Source organism: Streptomyces cavernae (genome assembly GCF_004023625.1).
Classification (GTDB): Bacteria; Actinomycetota; Actinomycetes; order Streptomycetales; family Streptomycetaceae; genus Streptomyces; species Streptomyces cavernae.
The window spans coordinates 1-20,637 of record NZ_RPDJ01000076.1; the positions used below are offsets into that span (position 1 = coordinate 1).

At 71.5% G+C, this 20,637-nt stretch carries 7 protein-coding genes and 1 pseudogene; 5 read left to right on the plus strand and 3 right to left on the minus strand.

The window, feature by feature from the left end; all coding sequences use genetic code 11:
• From EF387_RS49625 to EF387_RS44530, 3 genes are all read right to left on the minus strand, one after another.
• The coding region (locus EF387_RS49625) for a type I polyketide synthase (RefSeq protein ID WP_202918581.1) at window positions 1–5,189 on the minus strand (5,189 nt) is incomplete at its 3' end.
• Between the two features lie 69 nt (window positions 5,190–5,258).
• Window positions 5,259–15,422 (minus strand): type I polyketide synthase, encoded by a 10,164-nt coding sequence (locus EF387_RS44525; protein ID WP_128382301.1) that lies wholly within the window; start codon window positions 15,420–15,422, stop codon window positions 5,259–5,261.
• 205 nt (window positions 15,423–15,627) lie between these two features.
• Window positions 15,628–16,536 carry a 1,4-dihydroxy-6-naphtoate synthase gene (locus EF387_RS44530; protein WP_128382302.1) on the minus strand — a complete coding sequence of 303 codons (909 nt, stop codon included), beginning with the start codon at window positions 16,534–16,536 and terminating at the stop codon, window positions 15,628–15,630.
• A 295-nt stretch (window positions 16,537–16,831) separates the two neighbouring features.
• On the opposite strand from EF387_RS44530, the gene mqnE reads away from it, so the two are divergent.
• The 5 genes and pseudogenes from mqnE to EF387_RS44555 all read left to right on the plus strand — a co-directional run.
• Window positions 16,832–17,995, plus strand: a complete 1,164-nt coding sequence (gene mqnE / locus EF387_RS44535; protein WP_128382303.1) for an aminofutalosine synthase MqnE — start codon at window positions 16,832–16,834, stop codon at window positions 17,993–17,995.
• A 137-nt stretch (window positions 17,996–18,132) separates the two neighbouring features.
• The gene (locus tag EF387_RS44540) at window positions 18,133–18,435 is read left to right on the plus strand and encodes a ferredoxin (protein ID WP_128382304.1); all 303 of its coding nucleotides are present in this window, start codon (window positions 18,133–18,135) and stop codon (window positions 18,433–18,435) included.
• A gap of 87 nt (window positions 18,436–18,522) precedes the next feature.
• Entirely contained in the window at window positions 18,523–19,287 is a 765-nt protein-coding gene (locus tag EF387_RS44545; RefSeq protein WP_128382305.1) for a thioesterase II family protein, read from the plus strand.
• Window positions 19,288–19,499: 212 nt separating this feature from the next.
• Complete coding sequence (locus EF387_RS44550) at window positions 19,500–20,390, plus strand: menaquinone biosynthetic enzyme MqnA/MqnD family protein (RefSeq protein ID WP_128382306.1); 891 nt, start codon at window positions 19,500–19,502, stop codon at window positions 20,388–20,390.
• Between the two features lie 70 nt (window positions 20,391–20,460).
• A pseudogene (locus EF387_RS44555) lies at window positions 20,461–20,637 on the plus strand (dehypoxanthine futalosine cyclase); the annotation flags it as partial.

Genomic DNA, 20,637 nt, shown 5'->3' on the forward strand with positions numbered 1-20,637 from the left:
GCCTCCCACGACGACTCCAACAACAACCGCTGCTGCGGATCCATCGCCAACGCCTCACGCGGCGCAACACCAAAGAACCCCGCATCAAACCCCGCCACACCCGCCAAGAACCCACCACGACGGGTGTACGGCGTCCCCTGTCCCGCGGAGTCGGCGTCCAGGCCGTAGGGCGAACCGAGTCCCTCCCAGCCGCGGTCCCGGGGGAAGTCGACGATGCCGTCACGTCCTTCGGACAGCAGCGTCCACAACGCTTCCGGAGAATCCACCCCGCCCGGGAAACGGCAGGCCATCCCCACGATCACGACCGGATCAGCCGACACTCCCCCACGAGACACCGAGGACACCTCCGGGGCCTCGGTGACGGCACCGCCCAACTCCCCGTACAGGAACTCCGCCAGAGCGACGGGAGTCGGGTGATCGAACACCGCGGTCGCCGGCAACCGCACCCCGCACTCCGCGCCCAGCACATTGCGCAACTCCACCGCGATCAGCGAGTCCACCCCGAGGTCACGGAACGCACGGTCGGCCGGAACCGCCTCCGGACCGGAATGACCCAGCACAGCAGCCGCACGCGCACGAACCAACTCCACGGCGGCCCGGATGCCCGCTTCGCGCGGCAGGGAACCGATGTGGGAGCCGGCGCCGTCGGTGCGGTCCAGCGGTGTCGCGTCGAGATCCGGGCGAGGGGACGAGGACTGCGTGGCCTCGAGCAGTTCCCGCAGGAGTGCGCTCGGCCGGACCGCCGTGAACGCCGGCGCGAACCGGCTCCAGTCGATGTCCGCGACGAACTCGCCGGTCACTCCCGCGTCGAGGGCCGTTCCGAGGGCGGCCACGGCCAGGTCCGGGTCCAGTGGCGCCACTGCACCCCGGCTGCGCCGTCGGCCACCTGGGGCGTCGGCGGCCATGCCGCTCCCGGCCCACGGACCCCAGGCGACGGAGGTGGCGGGCAGTCCCTCGGCACGACGGCGCTCGGCGAGCGCGTCGAGGACGGCGTTGGCGGCGGCGTACGCGCCCTGTCCGGCGTTGCCCAGGACACCGGCGAGCGACGAGAACAGCACGAATGCCGACAGGTCGTGGCCGTGTGTCAGTTCGTCGAGGTGCAGGGCGGAGTCGGCTTTGGCCCGCATGACATTCCGTATGCGCCGGGGGTCGGTCCCGCCGAGAACGCCGTCGTCGAGTATGCCCGCGGTGTGGAAGACGGAGTCGACGGGGTGCCGTGCGAGGAGTGCGACGACCTCTTCCCTGACGGACACGTCCACGGCGGCGACCATGACCCGAGCCCCCATCGCCCGAAGCTCGGCTTCGAGGCCCGCGGCGCCGGGTGCCTCGGGCCCGCGCCTGCTCACCAGTACGACGTCCTCGGCACCGCGCTCGACCACCCAGCGCGCGACGCGGGCGCCGATGGCGCCCGTACCCCCGGTGATGAGCACGGTTCCGCGTGGCTGCCACGCGTCGAGCGGTGTGCGCCGGGGTCTCGACAGCCTGCGGCCGAAGACGCCGGAGCCGCGGACCGCCACCTGGTCCTCGCCGAACCCGCCGAACCCGTCGAACCCGCCGTACTCACCCGACCCACCGAAGGCACCGGAGGCGCTGGATGCGCCGGACCCGCCGGGCAGAACGGTGAGGACGGCCGCGAGCCGTCCGATGGCCCGGGGATCGAGATCGTCCGGCAGGTCGACGAGCCCGCCCCAGAGATCGGGGTGTTCGAGCGCCGCCACCCGGCCGAGGCCCCACACGGCGGCCTGCTCGGGCGACGTGACCGCGTCGAAACGGCCGACGGAGACGGCTCCGCGCGTCAGTGACCACACCGGGCCGGAAAGGCCGCTGTCGGTCAGCGCTTGGAGCAGCATGACCGTGGCGGCCGCCACCCCGGCCTGGTCCTGGGCCAGTGGGAGCAGTGACAGCACAGCCGTCACGGGCCCGAAGTCGTCGTGTTCACTCTTGAGTTGAGCGGCCAGCACAGCACGGTCCGCGTCGGACCCGGAGTACGCGGCCTCGACCTGCCGCAGGTCGAACCCATGCGACGACCGAAGCCCGTCGAGTAGGGCGCGAATTGTGGCGTCGGCCCGCTCGTCGCGCGCCTGCGGAACGACCACCAGCCGTCGGCCCGGCCTCGGGGTGCTTCCGGCCGTGGTGACCCGAGGCAGCGGTTTCCACGTCACGCTGTAGCGCCAGGAGTCGGTGACGTACCGGTCGCTGCGTTTGCGGTACCAGCGTGAGAGCGCCGGGACGACGGTGTCCAGGGCCTCGGGAGCCACAGCGAGATCTTCGGCGAGGGTGTCGATGTCGTGCCGCTCGACAGCCTCCCAGAATTCCGTGTCGACGACGGCGGAGGCGAACACCGCGTCGGTGCCGGGTTTCGGCCCCGGTGCGGACGGATCGAGCCAGTAGCGGCCACGCTGGAAGGCGTACGTCGGCAGGTCCACGGCCGCGGCGCCCGTACCGGCGAAGAGCGCACGCCAGTCGACCCAGGCACCGTCCACATGCACCCGGGCCAACCCACGCAGGACCGAGGACGGCTCGGAGTCGCCCTTTCGCAGAAGGGGGGTGAAGAGCTGATCGGCGCCTTCATGCGTCGCGGCGGCCTGGGCCAGCGCGGTGAGAGTGCCGTCCGGGCCGATCTCCACGAACCGGGTCACACCCCGCTCCTCGAGCGCGCGCACCCCGTCCGCGAACCGCACCGCCTGGCGGACATGGCGCACCCAGTACTCAGCCGACGCCAACTCACCGGCATTCGCCAACTGCCCGGTCACATTCGACACCACCGCCAGCTCCGCCGACGCATAGCTCACGCTCTCCGCCACCACACGGAACTCATCAAGCATCGGCTCCATCAGCGGTGAGTGGAACGCATGACTGACACGAAGGCGGGAAGTGCGACGGCCGGACGCGGACAACTCCCCCGCCACCGCCGACACCACGGCCTCGACACCCGAAATCACCACCGACCGCGGCCCGTTCACCGCCGCGACCGACACCTCCGCCTCCCTGCCCACAAGCAGCGGGACAACCTCCTCCTCGGCCGCCTCCACCGCGAACATCGCACCACCAGCAGGCAGTTGCTGCATCAGACGACCACGCGCCGACACCAGACGGCACGCATCCCCCAACGACAACACACCCGCCACATGAGCGGCCGCCAACTCGCCGATCGAGTGACCCACCACGAAGTCCGGGCGCACCCCCCACGACTCCACCAGCCGGAACAACGCCACCTCGAACGCGAACAACGCAGGCTGCGCCCACTCCGTCCGGTTCAACACCTCCGCATCCGCATTTGCGCCGCCGAAGACCACCTCACGTAAGCCGCCGTCCAGATACGCGCACACCGCGTCGAAAGCCTCAGCGAACACCGGGAAGGAGTCGTAGAGTTCACGCCCCATCCCCAGCCGCTGCGCCCCCTGACCCGAGAACAGGAAAGCGAGCTTGCCGTCGTCGTGGGCGGAACCAGTCACCGTGGACGGGTTCACCTCGTCGGCGGCCAGCGACTGCAGGGCTTTGAGGAGGTCGGCGCGGTCGCAACCCAGTACCACCGCACGATGGTCGAACGTCGACCGAGTGGTCAGCAGTGACCAGCCGACGTTCAGCGGGCTGTGGCCGGGACGCTCGGCAAGGAACGCCGACAGCGCGCGGGCCTGGGCACGCAGGGCTTCTGGAGTCCGGCCCGAGATCACCCACGGGACGACCGGTGGCATCACGGCGGGTGCCGTCGTGATCCCTTGGTCGTCCGATGCCGGAGCTGGTTCCCGTACTGGAGTGGGCTGCTCCAGGACGATGTGGGCGTTGGTCCCGCTGACGCCGAACGCGGAGACGGCTCCGGTGCGGGGGCGACCGGTCTCCGGCCAGCCGACCGGCTCCGTCAGCAGCCGTACCTGGCCCGCCGCCCAGTCGACGTGTGAGGACGGCTCGTCGACATGAAGGGTGGCGGGCAGCACCCCGTGCCGCATCGCCTCCACCATCTTGATCACACCCGCCACACCCGCAGCCGCCTGCGTATGACCGATGTTCGACTTCACCGACCCCAACCACAACGGACGGTCACCCGGCCGGTCCTGACCGTAGGTGGCAAGGAGAGCGTGGGCCTCGATGGGGTCGCCGAGCACGGTGCCCGTGCCATGTGCCTCGACGGCGTCCACATCCGACGCCGACATACCCGCGTTCGCCAACGCGGCACGGATGACGCGCTGTTGAGACGGACCGTTGGGTGCGGTCAGCCCGTTCGACGCACCGTCCTGGTTGACCGCCGAACCCCGCACAACGGCCAGCACGCGACGGCCGTTGCGGCGTGCGTCCGACAACCGCTCCACCAGCAGCACACCAACGCCCTCACCCCACCCCGTCCCGTCCGCACTCTGGGCGAACGCCTTGCACCGGCCGTCGCTCGCGAGTCCGCCCTGGCGGTCGAATTCCGCGAACACGTCCGGCGTGGACATCACCGTCACGCCACCGGCCAGCGCCAGATCGCACTCACCCGACCGCAACGCCTGAACGGCGAGGTGCAGTGCCACCAGCGACGACGAACAGGCCGTGTCCACCGTGACCGCCGGCCCCTCCAGGCCCAGCACGTACGACACCCGGCCCGAGACGACACTCGCCGCGTTACCGGTGAGCAGGTGGCCTTCGATGCCCTCGGGCAGATCACGGCCGGTCGCGGATCCGTAGTTCTGGTTGCTGGAGCCGATGAAGACACCCGTGCGGCTGCCGCGTACGTCGACGGCGTCGATGCCCGCCCGTTCGAGCGCCTCCCAGGAGGCCTCCAGGGTGAGGCGCTGCTGAGGGTCCATGGCAAGGGCCTCACGGGGCGAGATGCCGAAGAAGCCGGCGTCGAACTCCGCGGCGGACGTGACGAACCCGCCCCGCAGGGCCGCCGTGTCGGTGGTGGTTCCGATCGGGTCCCAGCCGCGGTCCTGCGGGAACTCGGTCATCGCGTCCCGGCCGTCGGCCACGAGCTGCCACAGGTCGTCGGGCGAGTGCACGTCTCCCGGGTAGCGGCAGGCCATGCCGACGATGGCCACGTGCTCGGTCGCCGCACGCGCGAGACGGTCATTGTGTTTGCGCAGCCGCTCGTTCTCGAGCAGCGATGCGCGCAGGGCCTCGACGACGCGTTCCTCGGAGGTGGGCATACTCAGCTCCACAGTTCTTGCTTCGGGTTTCGGCGGATGGAAGAGGGGGCGAGCCGGACGGGACATGGAGGCAGGCCGGACGGGAGAGGCAGGGATGAAGGCCGGATGAGAGAGGGAGGAAGGCAGTCCGGACGGTCAGTGGGACGAGTCGCCGAGGGCCAGTTGTACGAGGTCGTCGACGTCCATGGTGTGGATCAGCTCGCCGGCCCGCACATCGGCTTCCGCGGTACTCGAGTCCGCTTCCTCCGACTCCTGCGGTTTCTCCGGCTCCAGCGGTTTCTCCTGCTCGGCGAGGGCCAGTAGCGCGGCCAGCAGGCCGCTTTCCCTCAGCCGGGCCAGTGGGATGGTCGACAGCTTCCTGCGCAGCGCGGCATCGTCGCCGGCGCGCGCCGTGCCGGACGGATCGGTGAAGCCCTCGTCCGGGGCGTCGGGGAAGAGCTGGGCGCCGAGGTGATCGGCCAGGTGTCCGGGGGTCGGGTAGTCGTAGACGAGGGTGGTGGGCAGCCGCAGACCGGTGTCACGGTTGAGCTGGTTGCGCAGTTCCACGGCGGTCAGGGAGTCGAAGCCGATGTCGCGGAACGCCTGGGCGGGTTGCACGCTGTCGCCGCCCGCGCGGCCGAGGACCAAGGCGGCACGGTCGCGGACGAGGTCCCGCAGTGCGGTTCTGCGGTCGGGCCCGGAGAGTGGGGAGAGCCGGTTCACCAGCTCCGAGGCGCGGGCTTCCGTTTCCGTTTCGGCCGTACCGGTGGCTGGGGCCGTCGTCTCCGGCAGGGTGGACAGCAGCGGGCTGGGACGGCTGCTGGTGAACGTGGGAAGGAACCTCCGCCAGTCCACGTCGGCCACCACCACCGTGCTGTCGCCGAGGTCCAGGGCGCGTCCCAGCGCGGCCAGCGCACGGTCGGGGTCCATCACCCGCAGGCCCCGGCGGCCCAGTTCGACGGCTCCTTCGTCCGTCACCATGCCCCCACGGCCCCACGGCCCCCAGGCGACGGCGGTTCCGGCCAGGCCACGGGACCGGCGGCGCTCGACGAGGGCGTCGAGGTGGGCGTTGGCCGCGGCATAGGCCGACTGGCCCCCGCTGCCCCACACACCGGCGATCGAGGAGAACACCACGAACGCCGACAGGTCCATGTCCCGGGTGAGCGCGTCGAGATGGTCCGCGCCGGCGGCCTTGGCGCCCCATACGTCGGCGAAGTGGCGGGCGCCGGCCTCGACGAGCGGTGTGGCTTCGCCCAGGCCCGCGGCGTGGAACACGGCGTCGACGGGATACCGCCCGAGCAGTGCTCCGACCGCGGCACGGTCCGCCGTGTCGCAGGCCTCCAGCACGACCTGGGCTCCCGACTCACGTAGTTCTTCCGCGAGTTCGGCGGCGCCCGGCGCGTCCGCTCCGCGGCGGCTCGTCAACACCAGGTCTCGTGCTCCGCGCCGCACCAGCCAGCGTGCCAGGTGCCCGCCGAGGGCGCCCGTTCCGCCGGTCACCAGGACCCGGCCGCGCGGGGTCCATGCTGTGGCCGGGGCGCCGGTGGACGGCGCCTGGACCAGGCGGCGGACGAGCAGTCCCGGTCCGCGCACGGCGACCTGGTCCTCACCGGACACGACGGCGGACGCGATCCCGGCGAGCCCGTGCCGGTCGGTCTGCCGGACCGGGACGTCCACCAGCCCGCCCCAACGGTCGGGGTGTTCCAGCGCGGCGACCCGGCCCAGGCCCCAGACCGCGGCCTGGGAGGGCTCGACCGGGTCCTCGGACGGTCCGCCGGTCGAGACCGCACCGTGCGTCACCACCCACAGCGGAGCCGAGAGACCCACATCGCCCAGTGCTTGGACCAGCGCCAGTGTCACCTCAGCACCACCCGAGGGGGCCAGGCACGACAGTACGCCCGCGACGAGCCCGCATTCGGCGGCGAGCGTCAGGACCCGCCCCAGCGCGGCACGGTCCGCCGCGTCCGCGGGACAGGTGAACCGGTCGATCCCGGGCAGGAATTCCTCGATGCCCGCCAAGGCGTCGTCGTCGGAGTGCTGGAGCAGGATCCAGCGGCCCGGTACCGGCCCGGGAGGGGCCTGCACTGCCATCGGCTCCCAGTCGACGCGGTAGCGCCAGCCGTCGACCCCGCGCTCGACGGCGGCCCGCGTGGGCTCGGGCCAGAACCGCTGCCGCTGGAAGGCATACGTCGGCAACGCGACCGGCGGGGCACCGGAACCGGCGAAGAAGGCTGACCAGCCGACCTCCACCCCGTGCACGAACACCCTCGCCAAGCCATCCACCACGGTGTCTGCCTCCGCGCGGTCCTTGCGGAGCATCGAGACGAACAGCGCGTTCTCGTCATCGGAGACCACGGACTGAGCCAGGGCGGTGAGCGTCGCGTCCGGGCCGATTTCCACGAACCGGGACACGCTCCGTTCCTCGAGCGCGCGCACCCCGTCGGCGAACCGCACCGCCTGGCGCACATGGTTCACCCAGTACTCCGCCGACTCCAACTCACCAGCGGCGGCGACCTGCCCGGTCACATTCGACACCACCGCAAGCTCCGCCGGCGCATAGCTCACGCTCTCCGCCACGGCACGGAACTCGTCCAGCATCGGCTCCATGAGCGGCGAATGGAACGCGTGACTGACGCGGAGGCGCGAGGTGCGACGGCCGGACGCGGACAACTCCCCCGCCACCGCCGACACCACGGCCTCGACACCCGAAATCACCACCGACCGCGGCCCGTTCACCGCCGCGACCGACACCTCCGCCTCCCGGCCCTCCAGCAGGGGGGCGACCTCGTCCTCGGATGCCTCCACCGCGAACATCGCACCACCAGCAGGCAGTCGCTGCATCAGACGACCACGCGCCGACACCAGACGGCACGCATCCCCCAACGACAACACACCCGCCACATGAGCAGCCGCCAGCTCGCCGATCGAGTGACCCACCACGAAGTCCGGGCGCACACCCCACGACTCCACCAGCCGGAACAACGCCACCTCGAACGCGAACAACGCCGGCTGCGCCCACTCCGTCCGGTTCAACACCTCCGCATCCGCATCCGCGCCGCCGAAGACCACCTCACGTAAGCCGCCGTCCAGACAGGCGCACACCGCGTCGAAAGCCTCCGCGAACACCGGGAAGGAGTCGTAGAGTTCACGCCCCATCCCCGGCCGCTGCGCACCCTGACCCGAGAACAGGAAAGCGACCTTGCCCTCGGACACAACTCCCTGCGCCACGACCGGCAGGCTCTCGCCGCGGGCGACGGCGGAAAGTCCGGCGAGCAGTTCCTCACGATCCGCGCCACGGATCACCGCACGGTTCTCGAACGCGGACCGGGTGCCGGCCAGGCCCAGACCGACGGCCGCCGGGTCGAGCTCCGGACGGCTCTCGACATGGGTCAACAGCCGTTGCGCCTGGGCGTGCAGTGCCCTGGCGCCACGAGCTGAGATGGCCCAGGGGACGACGGGCAGCGGCCGCGCGACCTCGGTGGCGGCTTCCTCGGCGGCCGGCTCCGGCGCCTGCTCCAGCACCACATGCGCGTTCGTACCGCTGAACCCGAAGGCCGAGACTCCCGCCCGGCGCGGACGGCCCACCTCCGGCCACTCCACCGGCTCCGCCAGCAGCCGCACATCACCGGCAGCCCAGTCCACATGGGTCGAGGGTGCCTCGGCATGAAGGGTGGCGGGCAGCACCCCGTGCCGCATCGCCTCCACCATCTTGATCACACCCGCCACACCAGCGGCCGCCTGCGTATGGCCAAGGTTCGACTTCACCGACCCCAGCCACAACGGCCGATCGCCCGGCCGGTCCTGACCGTAGGTGGCCAGCAACGCCTGCGCCTCGATCGGATCTCCCAGCGCCGTGCCCGTGCCGTGCGCTTCGACGGCATCGACATCCGACGCCGGCACACCCGCATCAGCCAACGCCGCACGAATCACCCGCTGCTGCGAGGGACCGTTCGGCGCCGTCAGCCCGTTCGAGGCACCGTCCTGGTTGACCGCCGAGCCACGGACGACGGCGAGGACCGGGTGACCGTTGCGGCGCGCGTCCGACAACCGCTCCACCAGCAGCACACCGACACCTTCGCCCCATCCCGTGCCATCCGCGCCGTCGGCGAACGCCTTGCACCGGCCGTCCGCCGCCAGCCCACCCTGACGGCTGAACTCCACGAAGGCCGCCGGGGTCGACATGACGGTGACTCCGCCGACGAGTGCCATCGAGCACTCCCCGGCGGTGAGCGCGCGTGTCGCCCAGTGCAGGGCGACGAGGGACGCCGAGCAGGCTGTGTCGACGGTGACCGCGGGGCCCTCCAGGCCCAGGACGTACGACACCCGGCCCGAGACGACGCTCGCCGCGTTGCCGGTGCCGAGGTAGCCCTCGGTGTCGGCGTCCGCCGTGCTCAGGACGTGCGCGTAGTCCTGGCCGTTGGTGCCGGTGAACACGCCGGTGCGGCTGCCCCGCAGGGAACGGGGGTCGATGCCCGCCCGTTCCACGGCCTCCCAGGACGTCTCCAGCAGCAGGCGCTGCTGCGGGTCCATCGCCAACGCCTCGCGGGGGGAGATGCCGAAGAAGTCGGGGTCGAACGCTCCGACGTCCTGGAGGAATCCGCCGCGGCGGGTGTACGTGGTTCCCCGGCGCCGGGATTCGGGGTCGGGTTCGGGGTCGTAGAGCGCTGCCAGGTCCCATCCGCGGTCGGCCGGGAAGTCGGTGATGCCGTCGTCGCCCTTGAGGAGCATGTCCCACAACTGCTCCGGGCTCTCGATCCCGCCGGGGAAGCGGCAGCCCATCCCGATGATGACGACCGGGTCGTCGGCGAGGTCCGTAGTCCTTCGGAAAACCTGCTGTGCGGACTGGGCCGGTCGGGACGCGGTGGGGGCGAGCCCGGTGAGGAGGAGGTCGGCGACGGCGGCGGGGGTGGGATGGTCGAAGACCAGGGTCGCGGGCAGGGTGAGGCCGGTCGCACGAGTGAGGGCGTTGCGGAGTTCCAGGGCGGTGAGGGAGTCGAAGCCCAACTCGGCGAAGGGGCGGTCGGGACCGACCGACGCGTCGCTGCTGTGGCCGAGGACGTCCGCGGCCGTCGTCCGGACCAGGGAGTGTACGGCCGTCCGCCGCTGTTCCTCGGGCAGCGCGGCGAGAGCTCCGCCCGCGGAAGCCGCGGTGCCCACTGTGGCGTCGGCGGCCCGGCGCAGTGGTGTTCGGCCGGCCAGGGAGCGCAGGACGGGGGGAAGCGCGGCCGCGTTTCGGCGCAGTGCGGGCAGGTCCACGCGCAGTGGCAGCGGGGTGCCGGCCGGGTGGGACAGGCAACGGTCGAAAAGGGCGAGGGCCTCCCGGGTGGGCAGGGCGCCGATGCCGCCGCGGCCGATGCGGCTGCGGTGCGCGGTGGCCAGGTCGCCGGTCATGCCGCTGTCCTCGGCCCACAGTCCCCAGCCGATGGAGAGGGCGGGACGTCCGTCGCGGCGCAGCCGTCCGGCGAAGGCGTCGAGGAAGGAGTTGGCGGCGACGTAGTTGCCCTGGCCGGGGCCGCCGAGCGTGGCGGCGGCCGAGGAGAACAGGACGAAGGCGGACAGTTCGAGGTCCCGGGTCAGCTCGTGGAGGTTGACCGCGGCGTCCACCTTGGGACGCAGTACGGTGTCGAGGCGTTCCGGGGTGAGGGAGGTGACGACGCCGTCGTCCAGTACACCTGCGGCGTGCACGACCGCGCCCAGCGGGTGCCCCTGCGGAACGGCCGCCAGCAGCGCGGCCAGGGCGTCGCGGTCGGCGGTGTCGCAGGCGGCCACGGTGATTTCTGCGCCGGCCTCCGTCATGTCGGTGACGAGTTCGCGGGCGCCGGGCGCGTCCAGGCCCCGACGCCCGGCGAGGAGCAGGTGACGTACGCCGTGCTCGGTGACCAGGTGCCGGACGGTGGCGGCGCCCACGGTGCCGGTGCCTCCGGTCACCAGGACCGTGCGCTCCGGATCGAAGGCCGGCGTCCGCTCCGCCCCGGAGCTGATCCTGCTGGACGAGCCCTGTGGCTGTCCGGGTGGCTGTCCGGTGTCGGCGGCACGGGTGCGGGTGAGACGGGGCACCAGGACCCGGCCGTCGCGGACGCTGACGTCGGGCTCGTCGTGGCGGAGGGCCTCGGAGATGTCGTGTGGCGCGGGCTCGGCGGTGTCGGTGTCCATGAGCAGGAAGCGTCCGGGGTTCTCCGCCTGGGCGGAGCGCACGAGTCCGCGTACGGCCGCAGCGGGCAGGTCCGTCACCGTCTCGCCGTCGGCCGCGGCGACCGCGCCCGAGGTGAGGAACAGCAGGCGGGAGTCGGCGAAGCGGTCGTCCGTCAGCCAGGTCTGCAGCAGGGTGAGCGCGGTGCCGGTGGCCGCGTGAACGGCCTCCGCGGTCACCGCGGTCACCGCGGTCACCGCGCGGTCGTCGAGGGGGGTCCTGAAGGGCAGGGCGACGACTTCGGGCACCGATCCGCCGGTGGCGGCGAGGAGGCCGTCGAGGGTGGTGTGAACGGCGAGTTCGGGAGCGGTCGGCAGCACCGGTGTGTGCGCGGCGGTCCACGTGAGGCCGAAGATGTCGTCGCTCGGCGTGACCGCCGAGGCGGGCAGGTCCTGCGGGGTGAGTGGGCGCGCGGTCAGACCCTCCGCGCTGAGGACGGGTGCCCCGGCGGTGTCGAAGAGGCCGAGCCTGACGGTTCCGTCCGGGCGGGGACCGATGCGGATGCGTACGGCCTCGGCGGCTGCGGCGTGCAGGGTGAGACCGGACCAGGACAGGGCGTGGGGTGCGGGAAGTCCGGTGGCGGAGAGTGCCAGGAGCCCGCCCTCGATGAGGGCCGGATGGAGTGCGAAACGGCCGGCCTCGGCGCGCTGTGTCTCGGGCAGGACGGCCTCGGCGTAGACCTCGTCCCCGAGCCGCCAGGCGGCCGTCAGGGTGGTCGGGACGGTGCCGGGGGCGGGGACGGTGCCGGAGAGGGTGCCGGGGGCGGCGTCGGGGTCCTCGCCGGTGCGGTACAGCTCGTCGACGTCCAGGGGGGTGGCACCGGCGGGCGGCCACGTACCGACGCCCTGGCGCTCGTCGGCCGCCGCTTCCGGCCGCCGTACGAGGACACCTCGCGCGTGCCGCTGCCAGGGCCGGTCATCGCCGCCGTCGTCGGTGGGGTCGACGGGGCGGGAGTACGCGGTGAACGTCCACCGGCCCTCCTCGTCCGTCTCCTCGACGACCGTCTGGATCTCGGTCTCGCCGGTCTCGGGCAGGGCGAGGGGCGGTTCCACTGTGAGTTCGGCCAGGTGCGGGGTGTCGAGCCGGGCGGCGGCGGCATGCAGGGCGAGGTCCGTGAAGACCCCTGCGGACACGAGCGCCACGCCGAAGGCGGTGTCGTCCGCGAGATGCGGCTGGGACCGGCGTGAGATGCGGCCGGTGGAGACGACCGTGCTCGACCCGGCGAGCGCGACGGTGGCGCTCAGCAGCGGGTGACCCGTCGTCGTCCTGATGGCGCTCCGGTCCACCGGGTCGAGCCAGTAGCGGCGGCGCTGGAAGGCGTAGGTGGGCAGGGCGATCGGCGGCCGGTCCTCGCCCCGGATCACGGTCGACCAGTCGACGGCGGTGCCACGCGTGTGCAGGGCGGCGAGCGCGCCGAGCGCCGTGGTCGGCTCGTCGCGGTCCTTGCGGAGCGTCGGGACGAACAGTGTGTCCTCGTCATCGGAGACCACGGACTGAGCCAGGGCGGTGAGCGTCGCGTCCGGGCCGATCTCCACGAAGCGGGTGACGCCCCGCTCCTCCAGGGCGCGCACCCCGTCGGCGAACCGCACCGCCTGACGGACATGGCGCACCCAGTACTCCGCCGACTCCAACTCACCGGCATTCGCCAACTGCCCGGTCACGTTCGACACCACCGCCAGCTCCGCCGGCGCATAGCTCAGGCTCTCCGCCACGGCACGGAAGTCATCGAGCATGGGCTCCATAAGCGGTGAGTGGAACGCGTGACTGACACGAAGGCGGGAAGTGCGACGGTCCGACGCGGACAACTCCCCCGCCACCGCAGCGACAACCTCCTCCACCCCGGAGATCACCACCGACCGCGGCCCGTTGACCGCCGCGACGGACACCTCCGCCTCCCGGCCCACAAGCAGCGGGACAACCTCCTCCTCGGATGCCTCCACCGCGAACATCGCACCACCAGCAGGCAGTCGCTGCATCAGACGACCACGCGCCGACACCAGACGGCACGCATCCCCCAACGACAACACACCCGCCACATGAGCAGCCGCCAACTCGCCGATCGAGTGACCCACCACGAAGTCCGGACGCACACCCCACGACTCCACCAACCGGAACAACGCCACCTCGAACGCGAACAACGCCGGCTGCGCCCACTCCGTCCGGTTCAACACCTCCGCATCCGCATCCGCGCCGCCGAAGACCACCTCCCTCACCGGACGTTCCAGCTCCCCGTCCAGATACGCGCACACCGCGTCAAAGGCCTCAGCGAACACCGGGAACACGTCATACAACTCACGCCCCATCCCCAGCCGCTGCGCCCCCTGACCCGAGAACAGGAAAGCGAGCTTGCCGTCGCCGCGGCGGGCCCTGCCCACGACGGTCCTGGGGGTGGCAGCGTTGCCGGCCAGGGTTTTGAGGCCGTGGACCAGTTCCTCTCGGTCGCCACCGAGGACGACCGCGCGGTGTTCGAAGAGGGTGCGCGTGGTGGCGAGGGCGTGGGCCACGGCGTGGTCGTCGACGGCGGCGTGGGTTTTCAAGTGGGTGAGCAGTGCGTCGGCCTGGTCCTGAAGGGCCTCCGGGGTCTGCCCCGACAACAACCAGACAGCGACCGGCGGGTGCGAGCCGTCTCGCGTGCGGGAACCGTTCCCCGGTTCGTCGTTCGCCGCGTCGTGCGCCGGTTCGGCGGGCGGTGCCTCTTCGATGGGCGGCGCCGGCTCGACGGGCGGCGCCGGCTCGATGGGCGGCGCCTCTTCGACGATCACGTGGGCGTTCGTGCCGCTGACGCCGAAGGCGGAGACGCCCGCCCGGCGCGGCCTGCCGGGGTCGGTCCATTCGACCGGCGACGTCAGGAGACGGACGTCGCCCTCCGTCCAGTCGACGGTGGTGGACGGTCGGTCGACGTGCAGAGTGCGGGGCAGGCGCTGGTGACGAAGGGCCTGCACCATCTTGATGACACCGCCGACACCGGCGGCGGCCTGGGTGTGGCCGATGTTCGACTTCAGGGAGCCGAGCCACAGCGGCCGGTCGGCGGGCCGGTCCTGACCGTATGTGGCGAGGAGCGCCTGCGCCTCGATGGGATCGCCGAGCGTGGTACCGGTTCCGTGTCCCTCGACGGCGTCGACCTCGCGGGGACCGAGGTCGGCCGCGGCCAGCGCGGCGCGGATGACCCGTTGCTGCGCGGGTCCGTTGGGTGCGGTCAGACCGCTGCTGGCGCCGTCCTGGTTGACGGCCGATCCGCGGATGACGGCGAGGACCTCGTGCCCGGCCCGGCGGGCGTCGGAGAGCCGCTCCAGGAGGAGCATGCCGACGCCTTCCCCCCAGCCGGTGCCGTCGGCGGCGTCGGCGTAGGACTTGCACCGGCCGTCGGCGGACAGTCCGCGCTGGCGACTGAACTCCAGGAAGGTGACCGGGGTGGACATCACGGCCACTCCGCCGGCGAGCGCGAGGTCGCATTCTCCCGCGCGCAGTGCCTGGACGGCCAGGTGCAAGGCGACCAGCGACGACGAGCAGGCCGTGTCGACCGTGATGGCGGGCCCCTCGAAGCCGAAGGTGTACGCGATGCGTCCGGAGGCGATGCTGGCCGCGCTGCCGTTGCCGATGTAGCCGTCGAGTCCGTCCGGCGGTTCGGGGAAGCGTGAGCCGTAGTCGTTGTACATGACGCCCGCGAAGACCCCGGTGGCGCTGCCCCGCAGGTCGGCGGGGCGCAGTCCGGCGCGTTCCACGGCCTCCCAGGTGACTTCGAGGAGGAGGCGCTGCTGGGGGTCGGTGGCGAGGGCTTCGCGGGGTGACATGCCGAAGAAGTCGGCGTCGAAGTCGACGGCGTCGTGGAGGAAGCCGCCGTCGCGTGTGTAGCAGGTGCCGGGGCGGTCCGGGTCGGGGTCGTAGAGGGTGTCGACGTCCCAGCCGCGGTCCTCGGGGAAGCCGGAGATTCCGTCGGTGCCGGTGTCGACGAGTTGCCAGAGGTCCTCGGGTGTGCGTACTCCGCCCGGGTAGCGGCAGCTCATGGAGACGATGGCGATGGGTTCCGTGGTCCTCGACTCGACCTGGCGGAGGCGGTTGCGCGTGCGTTGGAGGTCTGCGGTGACGCGCTTCAGGAAATCGCGGAGTTCGCGAAGCCTGTCCTCGCTCACGGATCGGTTCCCTTCGACGGCGGGCCCATGGTCCTGCCCGGTGGTGCGGTGGTGTGACCTGTCCCGGTGGTGCGGTGGCGCTTCGGCGAACTGACCGCCGAGCGGCGCGGGTGGCAGCGGTCCCGGACGGGTGCGGCGGCACGGGGCCGATTATGCGGACGGTCGGGGGCCCCCGGGTGCGCGCCGAGCGGCTCTAGGAGAACCCTTAGTGCTGTGGCCGTTGCCGGGAATCGGCGGGTGGGTCCGGGGCTCCGTCGGGCACGGCCGGGAAGTCCAGGGCTCCGTCGGGCACGGCGGGCAGCAAACCCAACTCGGCGCTACGGCCGAGGAGTGCGCGTACGGCGGCCTGGCCGTCGTCGCCGAGTTCGGCGGTGAAGGAGTTGACGTACAGCTCGATGTGCTGGTCGACGACGTCCGTCGCCATCTCCTGGGCGTGCTTGAGGACGTACGCGCGGGACGCTTCGGGGGCGTTCCATGCGGACTGTACGGAGGCACGGATGGCCCGGGCGAGTTCGCCGAGGCGTCGTGCGCCTAGGGAGCGGCGGGCGATGATGGCGCCGAGCGGTACGGGTAGTCCCGTCTGCTTCTCCCATTCCTCGCCCAGGTCGGTCACGAGGCGCAGGCCGTAGTGGCCGTAGGTGAAGCGGGCCTCGTGGATGACGAGTCCGGCGTCGACGAGGCCGTCACGGACGGCGGGCATGATCTCGTGGAAGGGCAGGACCACGATCTCGCCGACGCCGCCGGGGAGGGTGCGGGCGGCCCAGAGCCGGAAGAGCAGGTACGCCGTGGAGCTGGTGCTCGGAACGGCGACGCGGGCGCCCGCCAGGGTGTCGGCGGTGTCGCCGTCCTTGACCAGGACGAGCGGTCCGCAGCCGCGGCCGACGGCGCCGCCGCACGGCAGCAGGGCGTAGTGGTCGAGGACATGGGGCAGCACGGCGTAGGACACCTTGAGGACGTCCAGCTCGCTTCGCTCGGCGAGGCCGTTGGTGATGTCGATGTCGGCCAACCGCACGTCGGCCTCGGGCGCGCCGGGGACCAGGCCGTGTGTCAGGGCGTGGAAGACGAACGTGTCGTTCGGGCACGGGGAGTGCGCCAGGGTCAGTCGTGGTGTCATGTGGCCGGCCTCATTCCTTGCCGTGGGTGATCCGGTGACGGCGCGCGCGCCCTCCTCTCCAGGAAACCGGGAGCGGGTGTGGGGTTTTCCCCAGACTGCCGTCCGCGAGTATGGGAGGGCCTCACCCGGCGCGGACTGATCCACGGCGGCGCGGGCAGCCCGGGCAGCGGGTGTTCCGGCCTGAAGGGGTCCTTGCGCAAGGACGTTCAAGCCCGCAGATCGAGTCACGTGCCGCGCCGCGTGCTCACACTCACTTCGTGTGCCGCCAGGCACTGACCGAGGAGGTTCCCCGGTAATGGACGCTGGGCTCAAGCGTGAGCTGGAGGAGAAGGTCTACTCCGGTGAACGGCTGTCCCGCGAGGACGGTCTCGCGCTGTACGCATCGGACGACCTGGCGTGGCTGGGCGGCCTCGCGCACCATGTGCGCTCCGTCAAGAACGGCGACGTCGTCCACTTCAACGTGAACCGTCATCTCAACATGACGAACGTGTGCACCGCTTCGTGCGCCTACTGCTCGTTCCAGCGCAAGCCGGGTGAGATGGACGCGTACACGATGCGCATCGAGGAGGCGGTCAAGCTCGCCAAGGCGATGGAGAACGAGCACCTGTCGGAGCTGCACATCGTCAACGGCCTGCATCCGACGCTGCCTTGGCGGTACTACCCGCGCTCGCTGCGGGAGCTGAAGAAGGCGCTGCCGAACGTGTCGATCAAGGCGTTCACGGCGACCGAGATCCATCACTTCGAGACGATCTCCGGGCTGCCCGCGTCGGAGGTTTTGGACGAGTTGATCGACGCGGGTCTGGAGTCGCTGACCGGCGGTGGCGCGGAGATCTTCGACTGGGAGGTCCGGCAGCACATCGTGGACCACCGCACCCACTGGGAGGACTGGTCGCGCATCCACCGCCTGGCGCACGAGAAGGGGCTGAAGACCCCGTGCACCATGCTGTACGGGCACATCGAGGAGCCCCGACACCGCGTCGACCACGTGCTCAGGCTGCGCGAACTCCAGGACGAGACCGGCGGGTTCCAGGTCTTCATCCCGCTGCGCTACCAGCACGACTTCGTCGACATGAAGGACGGCAAGGTCCGCAACAAGCTCCAGGCGCGCACGACGATGGCGACCGGAACCGAGGCGCTGAAGACCTTCGCGGTCTCGCGTCTGCTGTTCGACAACGTTCCGCACGTCAAGGTGTTCTGGGTCATGCACGGTCTGCACACCGCGCAGCTGGCCCTGCAGCACGGAGCGGACGACATGGACGGCTCGGTCGTCGAGTACAAGATCACGCATGACGCGGACAACTACGGCACGCCCAACAAGCTGACCCGTGAGGACCTGCTCGACCTGATCCGGGACGCGGGTTTCCGTCCCGCCGAGCGCAACACCCGTTACGAGATCATCCGCGAGTACCCCGGCCCGGACGTGGCCCGCCGCGACGAGCCGCAGCCGATGCGCCTTTGACCGGGCGGTCTTCCTCCTCCCCGCACTCCCGCACCCCTCAACCCCGCACTACGCACCCCCGCGCCCCTCATCCCCGCTTCCCTCACTCCCGTGCACAGCGGTGCACACTCACGACATCGATCGGCAGGCAGGTGGACATGTCCCAGCGGACGAGCGACGAGAACGCCTTCGAGGTCTGGATCGACCACGAGCTGTGCACCGGAGACGGTATCTGCGCCCAGTACGCGCCCCAGGTGTTCGAGCTGGACGTGGACGGCATCGCCTACGTCAAGGACGAGGACGACGAGCTCCTGCAGGAGGCCGGCGCGACCACGCGGGTGCCCCTGGAGCTGCTGCAGGACGTCGCCGACTCGGCCAAGGAGTGCCCCGGTGAGTGCATCCATGTGCGCCGCGTCGACGACTCCGTCGAGGTCTGGGGGCCGGACGCGGAGAGCGCCTGAGTCCCGGCCGCAGCCCGCCCTCAGCTCCGCACCGCTCACCGGACGGTGAGTCAGGTGCGCCGATACCCTGGAAGGACACGACGTTCCGTGAGTCCAAGTCCCCCGGACGATCTGTGGATCCGCAGTTTCCGTCCCGCCCCCGAAGCGGCCGAGCGCCTGGTGTGCTTCCCGCACGCGGGCGGCTCCGCCAGCTTCTACCTGCCGGTCGCCGCCGCACTCAGTCCCGGTGTCGACGTGGTAGCCGTGCAGTACCCGGGCCGGCAGGACCGGCGCCAGGAACCCGGGCTGACCTCGGTGGCCGAACTCGCCGACCGGGTCGCCGAGGCGCTGGAGAGCCGGCACGATCGGCCGCTGACCTTCTTCGGGCACAGCATGGGAGCGGTGGTGGCCTTCGAGGTCGCGCGTCGCATGGAACGGGCCGGCACCGGTCCGGTGCGCCTGTTCGCGTCGGGGCGGCGGGCGCCGTCCCGTACCCGTGATGAGAAGGTGCACACCCTCGGCGACGACCGGCTGGTCGCGGAGCTGCGGGCGCTCAGCGGCACCGATGCCCGGTTCCTGGAGGACGAGGAACTGCTGCGCATGGTGCTGCCGGCGATCCGCAGCGACTACACGGCCGTCGAGACGTATCTGGCGGCGCCGACCGACACGGTGCGCTGCCCCGTGACAGTGCTGGTCGGCGACGACGACCCCAAGACCTCACTGGACGAGGCGCGCGCCTGGGACGGCCACACGCTCGGTGGCAGTGAGATGCGTGTCTTCCCCGGCGGGCACTTCTACCTCACCGAACGGGCGGCGGACGTCCTCGCCGTGCTCACCGAGCACTTCACCACCGCGGTCGCCCGCCGGGCGTAGGGCGGGCCCGCACCGGTTCAGCCGGGCTTCGCGGCCCCGCGCTCCGGGCAGCTCGCGCTCGGCGCTGGGCGCTCATCCCTGGGTGCTCGGCACTCGGCGCTCCCAGCGCCTTGGCATCCCGTCCCTCCTCGTCCGGTGCGCCGGGCACCGCTTGGTCCCGCCGCCGCCTTCGTTCCGCCGCCCCTCTTCGAACCGTCCCGGGAGCGTAGAAGATGACCGAATCACTCGTCGCAGAACCGTCGTCGGAGCTGCGCGTCAGGCGCCGCCGGCCCAGAGTCGGGCACATCCGGTTCCTCAACTGCCTGCCGCTGTTCTGGGGTCTCGCCCGTACCGGCAGCCTGCTCGACCTGGACCTGCGCACCGACAATCCGGACGGCCTCAACGACGCGCTGGCCGCGGGCGACCTCGACATCGGGCCGATCAGCCTCATCGAGTTCCTGCGGCACGCCGACGACCTGGTGGCCCTGCCCGACATCGCGGTGGGCAGTGACGGCGACGTCATGTCCTGCCTGATCCTCAGTCAGGTGCCGCTGGAGGAGCTGGACGGCGAGCGGGTCGCGCTCGGCTCGACGAGCCGGACCTCAGTACGTCTGGCCCAGTTGCTCCTTTCGGAGCGGGTGGGTGTCCGGCCCGAGTACGTAGTCCGTGACCCCGACCTGCCGACGATGATGGCCGACGCGCGCGCGGCGGTCATCATCGGCGACGCCGCGCTGAGCGCCGCGTTGCACGAGGCTCCCCGGCTCGGCCTCCAGGTCCACGACCTGGGCCGGATGTGGAAGGAGTGGACCGGGCTCCCGTTCGTGTTCGCCGTGTTCGCCGCGCGCCGTGAGTTCCTCGCCCAGGAACCCGGTCTGGTCCGTCAGGTCCACGCCGACCTGCTGGCCTCCCGGGACCTCTCGCTGAGCGAGGTGACCAAGGTGTGCGAACAGGCCTCGCAGTGGGAGGAGTTCGACGCGAGGACGCTGGAGCGGTACTACACGACGGCGCTCGACTTCAGCCTCGGTGCGCGGCAGCTCGCCGGTATCGGGGAGTTCGCCCGCCGGGTCGGCGGCGAGGCCGAGGGCTTCCCGCCCGACGTGACCGTACGCCTGCTGGACACCTAGGGCACCCCCGCGCCGAGTGACATCCGCCATGACCAGGAACACCCCCCAGAGCCCCGGAAAGGCCGGCACCATGCCCCGACCCACTCCGTTCCCCTTGCAGTCCGTCCTCGACCGTGCCGTCGGCGGTGGGCGGATCACCCCGGAGGAAGCGCTCGTCCTCTACCGCGACGCCCCGCTGCACGCGCTGGGCGCCGCCGCCGACGCCGTACGGCGCCGCAGGTACGCCGGCACCGAGCACATCGCCACG

Excerpts from the sequence above, each read along its gene's own strand:
- EF387_RS44530 (WP_128382302.1), bottom strand. The coding sequence starts at position 16,536 with ATGACACCACGACTGACCCTGGCGCACTCCCCGTGCCCGAACGACACG.
- mqnE (WP_128382303.1), top strand. The coding sequence starts at position 16,832 with ATGGACGCTGGGCTCAAGCGTGAGCTGGAGGAGAAGGTCTACTCCGGT.
- EF387_RS44540 (WP_128382304.1), top strand. The coding sequence starts at position 18,133 with ATGTCCCAGCGGACGAGCGACGAGAACGCCTTCGAGGTCTGGATCGAC.
- EF387_RS44550 (WP_128382306.1), top strand. The coding sequence starts at position 19,500 with ATGACCGAATCACTCGTCGCAGAACCGTCGTCGGAGCTGCGCGTCAGG.